This is a genomic window from Synechococcus sp. BDU 130192 (genome assembly GCF_963876085.1).
GTDB lineage: Bacteria > Cyanobacteriota > Cyanobacteriia > Cyanobacteriales > MRBY01 > MRBY01.
The window spans coordinates 16,392-32,161 of the sequence record NZ_CAWNNO010000003.1; the positions used below are offsets into that span (position 1 = coordinate 16,392).

A 15,770-nucleotide genomic window follows, 5' to 3' on the forward strand; every position below is an offset into this window, starting at 1 on the left:
AGTGATTTGTTATTATCAATATTTTGATAATAATTATCATTTTTATTTAAAGTCGTGAAAATGTCTATCCCCCCAAGAATTTCCGTCAAGGCGATGCAGCAGTGTGACATTGCAATTATTGGCGCAGGCGTCCAGGCCCTGACCTTGGTGCTTCATCTTTTAAAAAAACGTCCCCAGTGGCGTAAGCGAATTGTTGTTTTTGATCCCCATGGTTGTTGGTTGGCCCGCTGGTCTCACCAGTTTGCGGCCCAAGGAATTCCCCATTTGCGATCGCCGGCGGTACATCATCCCCACCCAGATCCCTTTGCCTTGCGCAGGTTTGCTGAGGGACGCCCCCATGAACTTTTTCCGCCCTATGATTTACCCAGCACCCAACTTTTTGAAGATTTTTGCCGAGAGGCGATCGCCGAATTTCAGTTAGACAAACGACTAATCGCCGCAGCAGTTACAGAGTTAATCCCTCCCCAGAGAGGTCAACGCAAATTTTGTTTAACCCTCGATAACGGCCAACAGTGGCAAGCCAAGCGGGTCGTTCTAGCGACGAACCAAACCCAACGACAGCTACCAGATTGGCTGGAACAGATCGAAGCTAGCTATCCATCTGATCGTCTTTGCCACAGTGATCGCGTTGATTTACGGAAGTTACATCTTCAGGGTGAAAAAATTGTCATTGTTGGTGGTGGTCTCTCCACAGGTCATCTCGCATTGGGGGCGATCGCCCGCCAAGCCCAGGTTACGATCGTTGCCCGTCGCCCTTTCCAGGAGAAACTTTTTGATGCCGATGCAGGTTGGTTAGGGCCGAAATATCTCAAGGGATTTGCCGCTGAAACCGATTGGCAAAAACGCCACCAAATGATTCTGGAAGCCCGTAATGGCGGTTCCCTTACGCCAGCGGTGATGACCCAGCTCCGCCGCGCCGAACGCCAGGACAAAGTTACCCTCAAGCCCAATTGCCAAATCCAAGCCGCCCATTGGCAAGGGAATCACTGGCAGTTGCACTGTGACAATGGGGAAATTCTCCAGGGCGATCGCCTCTGGTTAGCAACGGGGAGTCGCTTTGATGTCATGGCCGAACCCCTACTCACGAAGGTGATGGATCGCTATCCCCAACCAATCTTGAACGGTCTCCCTATTTTGGATGAATATTTACGCTGGCAAGGCTGTGATCTATTCCTCATGGGAGGATTAGCCGCCCTGCAACTTGGCCCCACCGCCCGCAATATCTCCGGGGCGCGTCTGGCTTGCGATCGCCTTGTCCCTGCCCTAACCAAGTCAAGTCTGCAACGCATTTACCAAGCGAATACCTGCTCTGGAGTTAGCGCCTAGCAATGTAGGTGTGAATGAAGAGTTTTTGAGAGTTTGCTCTAAGTTTAGAGACATAAAAGGCGATCGCGGTGGGATCATTACTTCAAAAGTACAAGTTACCCACCTAGCCTGCTGGAGTTTTTGTGTACTTTTGTTAAATTATGGCTGATCTATGACTTCGGCTAAATACTTCCAGGATACTTTGCTTTTCATCGCGCTAGCCCATCAATATTAAGCTGGCCTGTGCTGATCTTGGGCGAGCGCCTTTTCTTTTCCTGGAGAAGATCCTGTAGAATTAGAGAAATTTAAAAAAGATGAGGGTCGGCGAAAATCTGCTTCCACCAACCCAACAAAGAACTTTTTGCACCGGTTCTTAATGGGTACATTCTAGCAGCTTTTTTGCTGATTCTCCAACCCCCCCATCTGGAGAATAAAAAAAATGACTGCCTTTGCCATGATTACCGCCGATAGTGACTACCTCCTCAACCAAGTCAGTCGCTGCGCCGCCACCCTCTACAACTGGCTTCTACGCAAACGTCCCGCCGGTACAACCTTTGAAGTAGACCTCGATACTTTCCGCCACTGGACTGGCAAATTCCGCAAGAAACCCTACTGTTCTAAGTGGATCCGCCAGGCCGTAACCGAACTCGCAAACATTGGTCTCGTCGATATTCAGCGCCAGTACAACAGCAAAATCTACAAACTCGCCGCTTATCGTCCCGGGAATAAAACTTCCCAAATCGAGAACAAAACTTCCCAGTTTGGGAATAAAACTTCCCAAAAACGCGCCTCAAACCCTAATGCTGCCGTATCTTCTTATATAGATATTAAAGATTCAACAGATCAGGCTTGTTCTGCTGTTCAATTAAAATTTTCTTTTTTGAATTCTCAGGCTACTGATGTACTGGAACAGAAAACTCAGTTTAGCCAAGGGAAAAATGTTAAAAACCATGAAGTTGGAAATGCAGTAACTGGTGAAACCCATAAGTTAGACCAAGAGAAAGAAAAAGCGCCGGGCCAAAGTGTAGAATCAACAAGAAACATTTGTGATCACGATAATGGGCTGGTGACTGAGAAATCGGCGATGATTGGGCCTAGGGAGCAAGGAGAGAGTCAATCAACTTCTAATTCTGGGAAAAGGGTTGAGTTTTCAACGGAATCAAGGGAATTGAGGCAAAAAGAGAAAGAAAAAGATAAGCGACCTCCAGTTCAGGAAGCTAGGAACGTTACAACTCAGGCCGTTGAGGAAAAGCAATCGCAGACGGAAGAAGCGGATAAAGCGGATGTGGTGGTGAATGCCCAAGCCAAGGCTCATTTGGAACGGCTTGATGATTTAGGGATTGTGTTGAATCCTTCTTTGGTGCGGTTAGTGAAAACGACGGCGGCAGAAATTATTGAGGGGGCGATCGCCGCCTATCAGCGGTATCGGCGTGACCACTATGTGAAAAATCCAGCGGGCTTTTTTGTCTATGCAGTCAAGAATGCAGTGGCCAACAATCACACAAGCGAAAGGGCGAATTTCTTCTACTGGTTTGAGGCGATGAAGAAGTTGGGGCGTTTGGGTTACTACGAAGAGGTGGATGGGGATTATCTAGTGCGGGATGGCATTCATCTGGTGTCCTGGCAGGTGCTAGTGGACCGGGGCTGGACTTGTGAGTATTTGCAGAAACGACTGCAGCGCTAAAGGCTCTAACATCAAGTGATTTGGCTTCGTAACTTACCCTAAAGACAGATCTCGATTTTCAACTGAAAATCGAGCTATGGAAAAAATCACAATGCATTCTCGATCAAAAACAATTAATCAAAAACGATGACCAAAGTCGCGATCGCCGCCGATTCTAAACTTGCCGCCAATATCGGCGCAGAGATTATCGCCCAGGGAGGTAACGCCATCGATGCCGCCCTCGCCGCCACATTAACTTCCATGTGTTGCGAACTGGGGGTCATGGCACCGGGCGGTAGTGGTTTCATCACGATTTGGCCCCAGGATCGAGAACCCGTTGTCATTGATGCCTATGCAGCGATGCCTGGTAAAGATTTCCCTGGCGATCGCCCCTACCCAGAGTTACAAAAGACCTTGCTGAACTATGGTGGTGGCATTTATACCGGAATTGGTTATGGTGCGGTGGCAGTGCCAGGGATGTTCGCCGGGATCGCCAAAGCCTCAGCAGAATACGGCCAATTGTCTTGGGCAGAATTAATCAAGCCCGTGGCCAAAGTGGTAGAGCAAGGCAGTCCCCTGTCCCGTGTTTCAGGAATGTATTTAGAACAGGCCCATGCAGCGATTTTTGGGTGGCATCCCGAAAGTTATCAGCTTGTTCATCCAAACGGCAAAGATTATCTCAAGGCTGGTGAGATCGTCCGCTTACCGGGCCTCGCTAAAACTCTAAAGCTGATGGCTGATGAAGGCCCTGACTGTTTGTATCAAGGGACTTTAGCCCAGGAATTAGTCGCTGCAATGGAGCGATCGCACGGTGCCATTACCCAAGCTGACTTGGCAAGCTACGAAGCGATTATCAGAGAACCAATTCGGCTGAACTACGGTGACTGGGAAATTGTTACCAACCCGGCCCCCGCAGTGGGTGGTGCTTGTTTAGCCGCTTTACTCCTCCTCCAGCAAACCCGCCAAAGTCTCGACCATAAAACCATTGCTGCGATCCAAGAGGCCGTCCTTAACTATCGTTTTGAACATCTCAATGTTGACCAAGATCGATGGCAAGCAGTCACGGATCTGCTACATTTTGCCCGGACAAATCAGCTCGATCATTACCGCAGTTCACCTTCTACGATCCACGTGTCCACGGTCGATGATCAAGGTTGTGCCTGTTCGCTGACGGCATCGGCGGGTTATGGTTCTGGGGCGGTAATTCCCGGTCGTAATTTTTGGTTAAATAATTCCCTGGGTGAGTTGGAGCTGCATCGAGAGCAGAGTGAACCCATTGCGCCAGGCACGAGATTGATTTCAAATATGGCCCCCACCATTGCGCGTCACCGGAATGGATCTGTACTGTCGATTGGTTCCCCTGGTGCGTCGCGGATCACCACGGCGATCGCCCAGTCACTGACCAACTTTATAGTGCATGGTGATTCCCTCAGTGAGGCGATCCGACACCCACGCCTCCATGTGGAAGCATTTGACGACCAATTGATGCTTGCCTACGAAGAAGATTTAAGGGCTGAGAATTTATTGAATCTGTCGATGCCGCTCCGGGAGTTTCCGCCGCTATCAATGTATTTTGGTGGCGTACAGGCCGCATTGTGGTCTGAAGAAGCGCAGCAATTGCAGGCGATCGCCGATCCCCGACGGGAGGGCAGTGTCGCTTTTGCCTAAAATCCAAAATTTTAGGTGTGGTTACTGGAAAAGGCTACTTTTCTCTAATGAGAGGAGGTTTGGGATAAATTTTGCAACTTAAATTGGGGATATCTTTCGGCTGTTGGCACCTTGCAACCACCCCGGAGGTGGATGTTTTGTGTTGGGTCTTCGACAATCTCTGCGGTATAAATTATTTGGCGATCGCCTTCTTGTTGAGCCGTGATCTGACACCGAAAAAACGTCTCGTCTTTATTCGCGTCTAATATTTGAAAATCAATCTCGTAGTCTAACCATTGCCAACCATGACGGTACCATAATTCTCGCTCTAAGATTTGTACCGGCGCAGGTAAAACGCCCCAGCCTCGATAAACTTTTTTGAGAAAATCTAAATCGCCTTGACGGGTCAGTAAAGATTGCAAGGAAGCCTCATCTAGCCTGCCATAATAACGTCCTCCAGGAAACTCGATGGCCGTGGGCGCAAAGCGATGTCCACCGAAATGAGTTGCTTGCCAAATGCGCACTCGATCTTCAAGGTTTAATTCTTGAACCAATCGTACTGCTTGCCGATAAAAGGGCTTGCCATATTTTCCACAACACTTGTCATAAGTGCCGTGGGTACAAATAAGAATATCCCGTTGTTGTTGGCTTGAATCTGTTGTAGCAAAAAAACTATCTGAATCAGTGAAACAAGTTTCTAGGATTGGAATAACTTCTGCTAACTTCGAAATTGTAAATTCTTGGCGTTTGTAACCTCGAATAAATCCTTGCTCTTGTTTTAATAAAATAGCTCGACTTCGATCTTTTGACGACGATTCACCCCAAATAAATATGGGCCGGATTTGGATTTTTCTCGGTGTCAAAAAAGTTTGGTAAAACTTTAGGAGCGGTATAAATTGGGGATCACTCTCTAAAATGTTTTCGCGCCAAGGCTGGGCATATTCTAACAAAAGATAATAGGTTGTATTGACACCCCAGCCGATAGGATCTTCTCCTAGTTTGCGGGATGACTCGGCACAAAAAAATGAATTCATATCTCGATTAGTTAATCCCCCAAAAATCCTGTAAGGCTTTGAGATGTAGGAGCGAAGCCTTGTAGCCGTAAATCATACTTCGTATTAATTAGTGCTAGTGGATGTTGTTTCTTTTTGGGCGGCGATCGCCAATCTTGCTCCTTCAATTTGCCGCAGTTCATCCATTACTTCAATTACGGATCCATGGCTAACTGCTTCATCGGCATTGATAATCACCAAGGTTTCTGGGTTCTCAACCATTAGATTTCGGACACCAGCTTGGAGTGTAGCGATTTCAACGGGTGCTTCGTTGAGAAAAATATCTCCCGCCGCATCTACGGTCACTGTAATTTCAGTGCTCGGTTGCTGTTGTGCTGTATTTGCCCCAGGTAGATTAACCGGTAGGCCCTCAGATTTCGTCAAATAGAGGGTCGAAATAATAAAATAGGCCAAAATTGAAAAGATAATATCAATCATCGGCACAATATTAATGCCTGCGGATTTTTGTTCTTCCTGGGGAATACGCATAGTAATGAATTTAAAACAAAAGAATTGAGCTTAAATCTATGGATTACAGATAAAAAATAATTGTGTGTCGTTTTATTGGCAGGAATTAGCGGTTCATAATCGTTGCTTCACTCTTTTCATAGAAACGGCGATATAGTAATTCTAACTGGCCACCATATTCTTGGATAAATGCTAGGTTACGTTGATATAGCCCATTGAAAAGATTGGCAAAGAGCAGGGTGAAGATTGCCACAACCAGACCCATCACAGTCGAAACCAATGCTTCACTAATCCCACCAGTCACCCCAGCGGCATTGGTATTACCCACATCACCAATGTTGAGCGCCGAAAAAGATTGCATCAAACCGAGGATCGTTCCCAACAATCCCAGTAGGGGCGCAACAGCAATAATTGTGTCAAACACAGTATTAAACCGTTTTAGGGTCGGGATTTCGGCTTGGGTTGCACTTTCGAGGGCGAGACGAAACTCTTCACTGTTGGGATTTTCTAAATCAAGGGCTTCTAAAAAAATCCGGGCAATGGGTAGATCCGCGTTACGCTTCAAAAATTTCATCGCATTGAACGGATCTTGCCGATATAGACCGAGGGCGTCCCGGACAACTTGACGCTGCCGACGATTAATCCGCCACCAAAAAACGGCTCGCTCAATAATGCAGGCTACACCGGCCAAAGAGAAGAGGAGCAAGGGATAAGCAACGATGCCACCGGCGGCAAAGAAATTTGTGATGTTCATAGTGCTATGGGTTGAAATGTGCGAGGGCGTTTAAGAAGCATTATCTGGTACTGCTGCCCAAATGACTATACCCTAACTCAAAATATTTTCAATAAATTTACTCTGATATATCAGAAGTCTTAGCAAAAACAAAGCCCTTAATCTAGAATAGTAATTCCTAAAAATACTTTTAGTTCTTAGTTTCAGTGGCTTTTAGCTGATAAATGTGGCTTTGTGAAAATTTTAAATACAAGAGATTCTCGATAAAGAACTTGACAATGGTTGAGATAATCTCTTAATCTTCCTGATCTAACGCAATTCTTTAGCAATAAGTGTGAGGGAAGTTTCTTGAAAGAGTTGACCTATAGTCTGGGGGTTGCCAGTGGGATGCTGGTTGTTCTGGCTCCGGCGGTAGTGGCCCAAACAGTAATTAGTAATATTCGGATTAACCCGACCTCCTTGGGTGTAGAAGTTTTTCTGGATAGTGATCAGGCGATCGCCCCTGAAGTAAATCAACGGCTGGAGGGCGATCGTCTCATCCTCGAAGTCGAAAATGCCCAGTTAACAGATGGTGCAATTTTGCCTGATTTTGCGCCCCAAGCTGGTCTAGAGGCCATTGAAATTACGCAAATATCTGAAAATACCGTTGAAATTATTCTTGTAGGTGAAACAGCAGCGCCCTTTGTTGATGTATTGTCTCAATCCTCTGGTTTGCTTGTACAGGTAACACCGGATGATTTTGTTGATAATTTGGAATTAATCGTTACGGCAACTCGGACAGAAACAGAGGAAGCGGCGGTGCCCCGGTCTGTGACAGTGATTTCCCAGGCAGAAATTGCCCGTCAAGCGGATCTCAACCGCGATCTTTCCAGCATTTTGGCGAAGTTAGTGCCGGGTCTCTCACCTTCGACAGAAACCACCAGTATTTTTGGACAAAGCCTCCGGGGTCGTAATATTTCGGTCTTGGTTGATGGGATACCCCAGAGCACAAACCGTAATGCCCAACGGGATTTGCGCACCATTGATCCGGGCGTGATTGAGCGGATTGAAATTGTCCGTGGCCCCAGCGCGATCTATGGAGATGGTGCCACTGGTGGGATTATCAATATTATTACCAAGCAGGGAGCCGCTACAGGCGTAGAATCCCGCAGCACTATCGGCTTTGAATTTTCCACGACCAATCCAGAAGACAGTTTTGGCTACTCTCTCCAGCATTCTGTGTCTGGTACAGAGGACAAGTTTGACTATGTCGCGGATTTTGCGATTTCCAAGACAGGTGGTTTCTTTGATGCCGATGGCGATCGCATTCCGCCCGATCCGCTGGGTCAAGGGGGTTTAGCTGACCTCAGAAGCATCAATTTGTTTGGAAAATTGGGCTACAACATCGACGAAAACCAACGGCTCCAATTCAGCTTTAATTACTTCTCCGATGACCAGGATTCTGACTTTGCCCTGAATCCATCTCCTAGTGGCGATAAAGCAGAAGCCAGACCTGGCCTAGTCTTGCCTGACCAACCCGGCACCGAAAATACATTGGTTAGTTTGGCCTACAGCAATGATGATCTCTTTGGCAGTCAGTTAAACAGTCAGCTTTACTATCGAGATTACTCCACCCGTTTCTATCCTTTCGATGATGATTTTGGCACCTTTGGGGGTGAAGTTTTGCAATCGGAAGTGGAGTCCGAAAAAATTGGTGGTCGTTTAGATATCAATACGCCCCTCGCGGCAGGCGATCGCCTCAGTTTACTTTGGGGTGTGGACTATTTTTACGAAGAATCTGCTCAACCTGCTGATCTCTTTGATGAACCTACCTTTGAAGCGAGTAATGGCCTAGTTTTTGAGCGAATTGGCACTGGTTTCCTTTCCCCACCCACAGAACAAAAGAATCTCGGCTTATTTGCCCAGTTAAATTGGAATGTGACCGATCAGTTAGTTCTCAATGGTGGCATTCGCCAAGAATTTATTGATGTCAGTGTGGATGATTTCACCACTCTAGCGGGCAATAATGTCACAGGGGGCGAACTGAACTACGATGCGACCCTCTTTAATGTGGGCGCTGTGTATGCCCTTAATGACAATGTAAATATTTTTGGGAACTTTGCCCAAGGTTTTTCCATTGCGGATGTGGCCCGTTCCCTACGGACTTCTCCGGGGGGCAGTGTGGAAAATCTACGGCCTGAAGCCCAACGAGTTGATAACTATGAGTTAGGGATTCGCGGCAACTGGGGTAATGTGCAAGCTTCCATTGCTGGCTTTTATAGTTACTCAGATCTCGGTACTACCTTTGATAGTGCGTTTACAACGATTCGTGATCCCCAGCGCATCTACGGTGTTGAGGCCGATCTACGTACTCAACTCAGTGAACAACTCGCCCTAGGGGGAACCTTTACTTACACCGATGGCGAGCGGGATGCCAATAACGATGGCGATTTTGAAAGTGGCTTACCTAGTTTCCAAATTCCCCCTGTTAAACTAACCGGTTTTGTGGAATATGAACCCGTTGAAGGTTGGGAAAATCGTCTGCAATTATTGTATTCAGCGGGCCGTGATCCCAAGGGTAATGGCTTTGGTTTAGGGGAAGTAGAAAGTTACTTAACTGCTGATTTTATCAGTAGCTATGATACTGGTGCTGGCAAGATTCAGCTCGGCGTTGAAAATCTTTTTAATGCTGAATATTTCCCCATTATTGCCCAGGTTTACGGGGGCAGAAATCAATTTGCTGGCAGAGGTCGCACCATCACTTTAAGCTACAGTTTAGATTGGTAAAATCCAGGGCGATCGCCTGCGTATTTCAGAAGTTAATTACGTCTTAGTTTGGGATGGAGAGGAGGATTTTATTTTGCCTTTTCATCCTATTTTTTTAAAATTAAAAAACCTTTAAAATTTATGCAATATCAAAAAAATAAACCTACGATTCGACGCCAGATCCTTGGCTTAATCTGCCTAGCAAGTATGAGTTTAAGCGGCTGTTTTGCCACGATCCAAAATCCATCTCCCACAACGACCCCAGAGCCTGTTTCCCAAGTTTCTGACGAAGCAACCCGCACCATTGAACACGCCATGGGAACGACGGAAATTAGCGGCACTCCCCAACGAATTGTCGTGCTCACCAACGAAGGCACAGATATGTTAGTTGCCCTGGGGGTAACACCCGTCGGTGCCGTCAAGTCCTGGCAAGGCGATCCCTATTACGAGTATCTCAGCGCCGAATTAGAAGATGTACCCATGATTGGTGACGAATTTCAGCCAAATTTAGAAAATATTGTCGCTTTAAAGCCAGATTTGATTATCGGCTCTAAAGTCCGGCAGGAGCAACTCTATGGCAAATTGCAGGCGATCGCCCCGACCGTTTTTTCCGAAACCCTGGGTGCCACCTGGAAAGAGAACTTCAAACTCTACGCCAAAGCCCTCAACCGAGAAACCGAAGCTCAAACTTTACTTGAGCAATGGGATCAGCGGGTCGCCAACCTCAAAGAACAATTAGGTGATCAGCCGCCAACTGTTTCCCTCGTTCGGTTTATGCCAGGGACAGCGAGGATTTATTATGAACAATCCTTTCCGGGGCAAATTGTCGCTGAAGTGGGCTTACGACGGCCTGAAGTACAACAAAAAAATGACTTTGCCGCCGAGATAGGCCTAGAAAGTATCCAGGATCTCGAAGCCGACTATCTTTTTTATTTCACATTTAATGAGGCTGAAAACCGAGGTGAAGATACCCAAAATCAATGGCAAGATCATCCCCTTTGGCAAAATCTCGCCGTGGTTGAAAATGGCAATATTTATCAAGTTAATGATGGAGAATGGACAAGTTCTAGTGGTATTTTAGCGGCTAATCAAGTTCTCAATGATCTCGCGAAACACATTTTAGATGAAACACAAAATTAGTAATTATTTGAAGTGTAGCAACTAAAAAAGAGAGTATTTTTCAATACTCCCTGAAAAAAGAAATAATTTGCTATGCTAAATCATCCTGGGCAATCATTTGGATCAAGCGTGGCATCGTCGGATCAAACCCTCCTAAATCCCATGACAGAGGATCTTTTGGATCAACCAAACTCAATTTGTAGGTGGCCAGGGTCACATAAATAGCCTTGACATTAGGGTTTACTTTGCGGCGATATTCCGCCAGTTTTTGGCAGGGTTGCGTGCCCGCCCAGGATTCACAATCTGTCCAGAAGCAAATTATATCGGCATGAAAGCGATGTTTAAGCGCCCATTTGTAGACAGAGGAAGCATCGGTGCCACCGAAATTTTGATCACTCGTTTTTTGTAAGGCCGTGCGGAAACTATCGCTGGTGGTAATGCCTAGATCTTTAAACGCGGTAGAAAAGCCACGAATGGCATAATTTTTCTCGGCTTTTGCGGTGACCAGGGCCATGGTTGCGGCTATCTCGGCACAGGTTAAATGGACAGAACCCACAGAGTAATAGGACATCGACCCCGACACATCCACCGCATGGAGAAACGTTTTCCCGGTGGCAGGCACTGTTTCAAAGGACATCTCCAGGGCTTTTTCGAGGATGTCGATAATGCGGGGTACAGGTTCCCAGGTTTTTTTGCTGCGCCCTAATCGACCCCCAGATTGATAGGTTTTTAGGGCTTTGAGGATGTCAATGGGATGGATGCGACCTTTGCGCAAGCGTTGTTTATCGTTTAAAACCATCGCCACGTGCTTGAGGTTTTTCTGGCGGTTGACCCGCAATACCCCAATTTCGGTCAGGGAACCTAGGTTCCGTAACAGGGCACCAATGGGCATCTCCAGCATCAACAGTTTCCAGGTCTGCTCATCCATTTGACCAATGGGGGCGACCATTTCGTGGGTAAGGTGGCCTTGGGCGATCGCCTTTTTCGTTTGATCGGGGTTGCGCTTTAGCCATTCGTACCACCAAATTTGTTCAAGGGCAGTTGCAGGGGGCTGTTTCGGTAACTGCTCCCAGCCGTTAACGACCCAGTTATATAAGGTTTGATGCTCGACACTTGGGGGTTTAACGTGGAATAAACGCAACGCATCCCGGTGGCTAAACCCGTACCGTTGTTGATACTTCAGCAGTTGGTAGGCCAAAGCTTGCACATCGTTCTGACTGAGCCAACCTTTACCGCACTCACGCACCACTTTTCCGAATCCCCGCAGGGCTTTGGTGTAGCTCAACCATTCATAGAAATGGCTCCCGGTGCGCACCACCTGGGGAAAGATTTCCATAAATGCCCGTTTCGCCGCTGGGGTTTCTCCCATGGATAACAGCGTTAACGCATATAAAGGGGCGCTATTGTTGAGCGATCGCCCATCGCTCGCATAGAGAATTTCCTGGGCGACCCGGCCTGGATCCGCCACCACGCACTGCTGCACAACCTGGGTAAACTCACCCGTCAACTCGTGCTTATCAGCATAAAAAGTATTTTGGGCGGTACCGATTAATAAACAGCGCCGCAACATAACCCAAATCCCCGGATCGAAGTGATAACCACCGGCTCGCCCCTGCACCATTTCTGTCGCTCGACCCGGAATTGGTTGCGATTGGGGCGTTTGGCCACGGGCTGTAAAAAATTGATATGACATGACAACTCCGTCCCTTGCGGGATAACAACTTTAGATCAAAACCCCATGTGGGGAAGGGAGACGAGCCGGAATCGAACCCGCATCTCGGCGGACAAAAGGGAGATTCGTCCATAGCGATAACCTTTAGTCCTGCGGCCCCTAAGGGCAAATATTGCGCTCTACCATTGAGCTACCGTCTCCAGGTTTGACATTTTTCTAAATGGGGGGACAGGGAAAGACTTGAACTTTCGACCCGATAATCTTGATGCAGCGACCCGTTGGGGTAAAAAAAGTGCAGCAAGAATCTGCTCTACCAACTGAGCTACCTGCCCAAGTCATTTAGGAAAAGATCGTGGCGAACGGAGGAGGAATCGAACCTCCATCTCCCGCTTAACAGGCGATAACCCTAAATTCAGCGACCCTTACGGATAAATAAATGAATCAGGGAAGATTGGTGTTTTGCCATTAAACTATCCGTTCATTGCGTTGCTTTTAATGTATGGGCTACTGCTCCCCCGATTCCAATGGGAGTTAAATCACCTGAAATGGTTACGATATCGGGCTTTGGGATTAGGGGAGCTGATAAAAGTTATGGTCTCCCCCCAACTTTCTAAAAATAGAGCATCAAAGATTTATTGATAGATAGCATTGGCGATGTCGTCGTTAAAGGCCGTGGTGGGCACATCCAAAATAATCTGACCCGCGCGCATCCCTAAAATGCGATCGCCGTAGCGTTTGGCGAGATGAACCTGATGGAGGCTACAAATCACAGTGAGGCGTTTTTCATTACAGAGGGAGCGCAGTAGTTGTAGCACTAATGCCGCAGTTTCTGGATCAAGGCTCGCAATGGGTTCATCGGCCAGGAGCAGTTGGGCTTTTTGGGTCAGGGCGCGGGCGATCGCCACCCGTTGTTTTTGTCCCCCAGATAGTTGGTCAGCCCGTTGAAAAGCAACATCGAGGAGCTGCACCCGTTCTAGGGCGGCTAAAGCTTCACAGAGCATCGCTTCAGGAAAACGTCCCAGTAAACATCGCCAGAGAGGTAACTCTGGTAACCGTCCGCCCAGGCAATTTTCGAGGGCCGTGCGGCGTCGCACTAAATTAAATTGTTGGGCAATCATCGCCATTTTTTGCCTGGCTTGGCGTAACTGTCGAGGTGATGCGGTGGTTAGATCAAGACCTTGAAAATAAACTTGGCCAGCATCGAGGGACACCAATTGGGGCAAGCAGCGCAGCAAGCTTGTTTTGCCCGCACCACTGGAGCCAAGGAGAACAGTAAAGCTATGGGGCTCGATGGTAAAGCTAATGTCCTGGAGGCTGAATTGACCGTGGGAATAGGCTTTTGTGAGTTGGTGAACCTGCAGCATAGAATTTTTTTGAAAATGAATTTTTTAACCCAACGTTAGTTGTGAGGTAAATGTAAAAGTGAATTTTTCAGTGCGGCGATCGCCCTTGATCTGCACCATTGGACGGCGTGATCAGGGCGAAACTTTGTTTAAGGCAATCAATATTCCAGAATTACTGTAAAAATACCTTAAATAAGACAGTAAGGCAGGAAAAATAAATAAATTAATCGCAATTACATCGAATTAAGCGAAAATCTTCCTTTTTGAGGCCATAAAGGCTACTGTAAGCGACGGCGTAAATAGGCACTCAAGGCATCAATTAAACTCACCATAATCAAAATCAAGATCAAAATTGTGGCCAAGCGGGGAAAGTCGAGTAGCTTCAGACTAACCAGCAATTCGTAGCCAATGCCGCCGGCCCCGACAATGCCGAGGATCACAGAGGAACGCACGTTAAACTCCCAGAGGTAGAGACTAATGCCTACCAAACCCGGTAATGCTTCAGGAAATACCGCAAAGGCAAAGGTGCGCAGGCGATCGCTCCCGGTGACTTCGATGGCTTCGATGGGTTCAGGGGGAATTGATTCGAGCACTTCACCGTAGAGTTTGGCCATGGAACCCGCCGTGTGACAGGCGACCCCCAACGCCCCAGCAAAGGGGCCAAGGCCGACAATCGACACAAAAAAGAGAGCAAAGATCGCGGTATCAATGCCCCGCAGTAAATTTAAAAAACTCCGTAAACCCGTGGCTAACCAGCGATTTGGGGTTGTATTGCGGGCCACGCACAGGGCGAGGGGTAAGGCCACCAGCATCGCCGCCCCTGTGCCGACAATGGCGATCGCCAACGTTTCCCAGATCGCCACCAGAAAATTGGGCAACTCCGAAAAATCCGGGGGGAATAATTGCTGCAGCCATTGACCCACCGTTGGTAAGCGCTGCCAAAACTGTTGGGGATCAATTTCGGCGGTGCGCACGGCCATGACCAGGATCGCTACCCCCAGGGTTCCCCAAAAACCAGACCTGAGTAATCGCCACAAACTATATCGGCGGCGTCGTTCTTGCTGTAGGATTTGGGCAAAATCGCTTGCTTTAGCGGGTTGCTGCAAGAGGGTCACTATTTCAATACCTCTAGGGCAAGACCTGCTGCTTCGATGGGCTGATAGTTGCTGCCATCGGAAGCGACGAAACCCGTATAGTTTTCTGGTAAAAGGGCAGCGGCCTCGGCGGGAGTGAGATTGACTAATTTTTGTTGGAGTTGTTTTTTGTAGGCTTCCGGGAAATTTCCCCGCACCACAATGGGATCGTTGGGTAAAGGTTCAGACTGCCAAATGATTTTAATCTCGTCAGCCTGAATGCGTCCTTCAGCAATCATCACATCGAGGTTGCGGTTGTAATCGGAAGCAATGTCGATCTGGCCGGTACTCACGCCAATCACCTGGGCGGCATGGCTCGCTCCTTCGCTATAGTCAAACACGGTTTCGGGATTGAGGTTACGGCGTTTAAATTCTGCCTGGGGAATTAACCAACCAGATGTGGAACCGACATCGGCCAAGCTAAGTTTCAGTTTTTCACCCTGCTGACTGAGGGCGATCGCCTCTTCGAGGGTGTCAAAGGGGGCATCGGCGCGGGCAATCAAAACGCTGTAGTAAACAGGTTCGTCCTGGTATTTTACGGTGGCGATCGCCTCTAGGGAAGGATCATTATGGTGCGCCAAAACGTAACCCCAAGGCCCCAACCAAGCCAGATCTAAGGTGCCAGAACGTAGGGCTTCAGAAATGCCAATCCAATCTTCGGTGACGGTGACATCTCCGGGGAGATCCAGTTCAGCGGCGAGGGCATCGAAGAAAGGCTCGAACTGTTGGCGGTTCTCGTTGGGTGTCGGGAAATAGGGGCCAACACCAAAGGAAATGCTATCGAGGGTCGTTGTACTTTCTGGCCCAGGATCAGACTGGTTATTGGCCGAGGCACAGCCCACTAACAGGACACCCACAGTCCCGATCAAGATATTTTTCCACTTTCTGAT

12 protein-coding genes and 3 tRNA genes are annotated in these 15,770 nt (G+C 47.8%); 5 read left to right on the plus strand and 10 right to left on the minus strand.

Annotated elements, in window-relative coordinates:
• Positions 1-60: 60 nt before the first annotated feature.
• From AACT35_RS01310 to AACT35_RS01320, 3 genes are all read left to right on the plus strand, one after another.
• Entirely contained in the window at positions 61-1,326 is a 1,266-nt protein-coding gene (locus tag AACT35_RS01310; RefSeq protein ID WP_254047969.1) for an FAD/NAD(P)-binding protein, read from the plus strand.
• A 418-nt stretch (positions 1,327-1,744) separates the two neighbouring features.
• On the plus strand, positions 1,745-2,989 hold the full coding sequence (locus AACT35_RS01315; protein ID WP_099238278.1) for a hypothetical protein: 1,245 nt from the start codon (positions 1,745-1,747) through the stop codon (positions 2,987-2,989).
• A 126-nt stretch (positions 2,990-3,115) separates the two neighbouring features.
• A complete protein-coding gene (locus AACT35_RS01320) occupies positions 3,116-4,636 on the plus strand; it encodes a gamma-glutamyltransferase (protein WP_099238280.1) in 1,521 nt (506 codons plus the stop codon).
• A gap of 44 nt (positions 4,637-4,680) precedes the next feature.
• On the opposite strand, the gene AACT35_RS01325 is transcribed toward AACT35_RS01320, so the two are convergent.
• The 3 genes from AACT35_RS01325 to AACT35_RS01335 form a co-directional block, all read right to left on the minus strand.
• Positions 4,681-5,649 (minus strand): sucrase ferredoxin, encoded by a 969-nt coding sequence (locus tag AACT35_RS01325; protein WP_099238282.1) that lies wholly within the window; start codon positions 5,647-5,649, stop codon positions 4,681-4,683.
• 84 nt (positions 5,650-5,733) lie between these two features.
• Entirely contained in the window at positions 5,734-6,156 is a 423-nt protein-coding gene (locus AACT35_RS01330; RefSeq protein WP_012305613.1) for an ExbD/TolR family protein, read from the minus strand.
• Positions 6,157-6,241: 85 nt separating this feature from the next.
• A complete protein-coding gene (locus AACT35_RS01335) occupies positions 6,242-6,889 on the minus strand; it encodes a MotA/TolQ/ExbB proton channel family protein (RefSeq protein WP_099238284.1) in 648 nt (215 codons plus the stop codon).
• 327 nt (positions 6,890-7,216) lie between these two features.
• Between AACT35_RS01335 and AACT35_RS01340 the strand changes: the two genes are divergently transcribed.
• Positions 7,217-9,634 (plus strand): TonB-dependent siderophore receptor, encoded by a 2,418-nt coding sequence (locus AACT35_RS01340; protein ID WP_099238286.1) that lies wholly within the window; start codon positions 7,217-7,219, stop codon positions 9,632-9,634.
• A gap of 186 nt (positions 9,635-9,820) precedes the next feature.
• Positions 9,821-10,753: an ABC transporter substrate-binding protein gene (locus AACT35_RS01345; RefSeq protein ID WP_254047962.1), complete on the plus strand. Its 933-nt coding sequence runs from the start codon at positions 9,821-9,823 to the stop codon at positions 10,751-10,753.
• A 70-nt stretch (positions 10,754-10,823) separates the two neighbouring features.
• On the opposite strand, the gene AACT35_RS01350 is transcribed toward AACT35_RS01345, so the two are convergent.
• From AACT35_RS01350 to AACT35_RS01380, 7 genes are all read right to left on the minus strand, one after another.
• On the minus strand, positions 10,824-12,425 hold the full coding sequence (locus tag AACT35_RS01350; RefSeq protein WP_099238290.1) for a TROVE domain-containing protein: 1,602 nt from the start codon (positions 12,423-12,425) through the stop codon (positions 10,824-10,826).
• A gap of 56 nt (positions 12,426-12,481) precedes the next feature.
• Positions 12,482-12,604, minus strand: a tRNA-OTHER gene (locus AACT35_RS01355).
• 25 nt (positions 12,605-12,629) lie between these two features.
• Positions 12,630-12,736, minus strand: a tRNA-OTHER gene (locus AACT35_RS01360).
• Between the two features lie 21 nt (positions 12,737-12,757).
• Positions 12,758-12,884: transfer RNA gene (locus AACT35_RS01365), tRNA-OTHER, on the minus strand.
• 152 nt (positions 12,885-13,036) lie between these two features.
• The gene (phnC, locus tag AACT35_RS01370; RefSeq protein ID WP_065711886.1) at positions 13,037-13,768 is read right to left on the minus strand and encodes a phosphonate ABC transporter ATP-binding protein; all 732 of its coding nucleotides are present in this window, start codon (positions 13,766-13,768) and stop codon (positions 13,037-13,039) included.
• A gap of 257 nt (positions 13,769-14,025) precedes the next feature.
• Positions 14,026-14,862 carry a phosphonate ABC transporter, permease protein PhnE gene (gene phnE / locus AACT35_RS01375; RefSeq protein ID WP_099238291.1) on the minus strand — a complete coding sequence of 279 codons (837 nt, stop codon included), beginning with the start codon at positions 14,860-14,862 and terminating at the stop codon, positions 14,026-14,028.
• Positions 14,862-15,749: a phosphate/phosphite/phosphonate ABC transporter substrate-binding protein gene (locus AACT35_RS01380; protein WP_339374578.1), complete on the minus strand. Its 888-nt coding sequence runs from the start codon at positions 15,747-15,749 to the stop codon at positions 14,862-14,864. Before AACT35_RS01380 ends, phnE begins: the two co-directional genes overlap by 1 nt.
• Between the last annotated feature and the right edge of the window lie 21 nt (positions 15,750-15,770).

What these genes read in the sequence shown, in the direction of transcription:
- AACT35_RS01320 (WP_099238280.1), top strand. Translation starts at nt 3,116, where the DNA reads ATGACCAAAGTCGCGATCGCCGCCGATTCTAAACTTGCCGCCAATATC.
- AACT35_RS01330 (WP_012305613.1), bottom strand. Translation starts at nt 6,156, where the DNA reads ATGCGTATTCCCCAGGAAGAACAAAAATCCGCAGGCATTAATATTGTG.
- AACT35_RS01335 (WP_099238284.1), bottom strand. Translation starts at nt 6,889, where the DNA reads ATGAACATCACAAATTTCTTTGCCGCCGGTGGCATCGTTGCTTATCCC.
- AACT35_RS01325 (WP_099238282.1), bottom strand. Translation starts at nt 5,649, where the DNA reads ATGAATTCATTTTTTTGTGCCGAGTCATCCCGCAAACTAGGAGAAGAT.
- AACT35_RS01310 (WP_254047969.1), top strand. Translation starts at nt 61, where the DNA reads ATGTCTATCCCCCCAAGAATTTCCGTCAAGGCGATGCAGCAGTGTGAC.
- AACT35_RS01315 (WP_099238278.1), top strand. Translation starts at nt 1,745, where the DNA reads ATGACTGCCTTTGCCATGATTACCGCCGATAGTGACTACCTCCTCAAC.
- AACT35_RS01345 (WP_254047962.1), top strand. Translation starts at nt 9,821, where the DNA reads ATGAGTTTAAGCGGCTGTTTTGCCACGATCCAAAATCCATCTCCCACA.
- phnC (WP_065711886.1), bottom strand. Translation starts at nt 13,768, where the DNA reads ATGCTGCAGGTTCACCAACTCACAAAAGCCTATTCCCACGGTCAATTC.
- AACT35_RS01350 (WP_099238290.1), bottom strand. Translation starts at nt 12,425, where the DNA reads ATGTCATATCAATTTTTTACAGCCCGTGGCCAAACGCCCCAATCGCAA.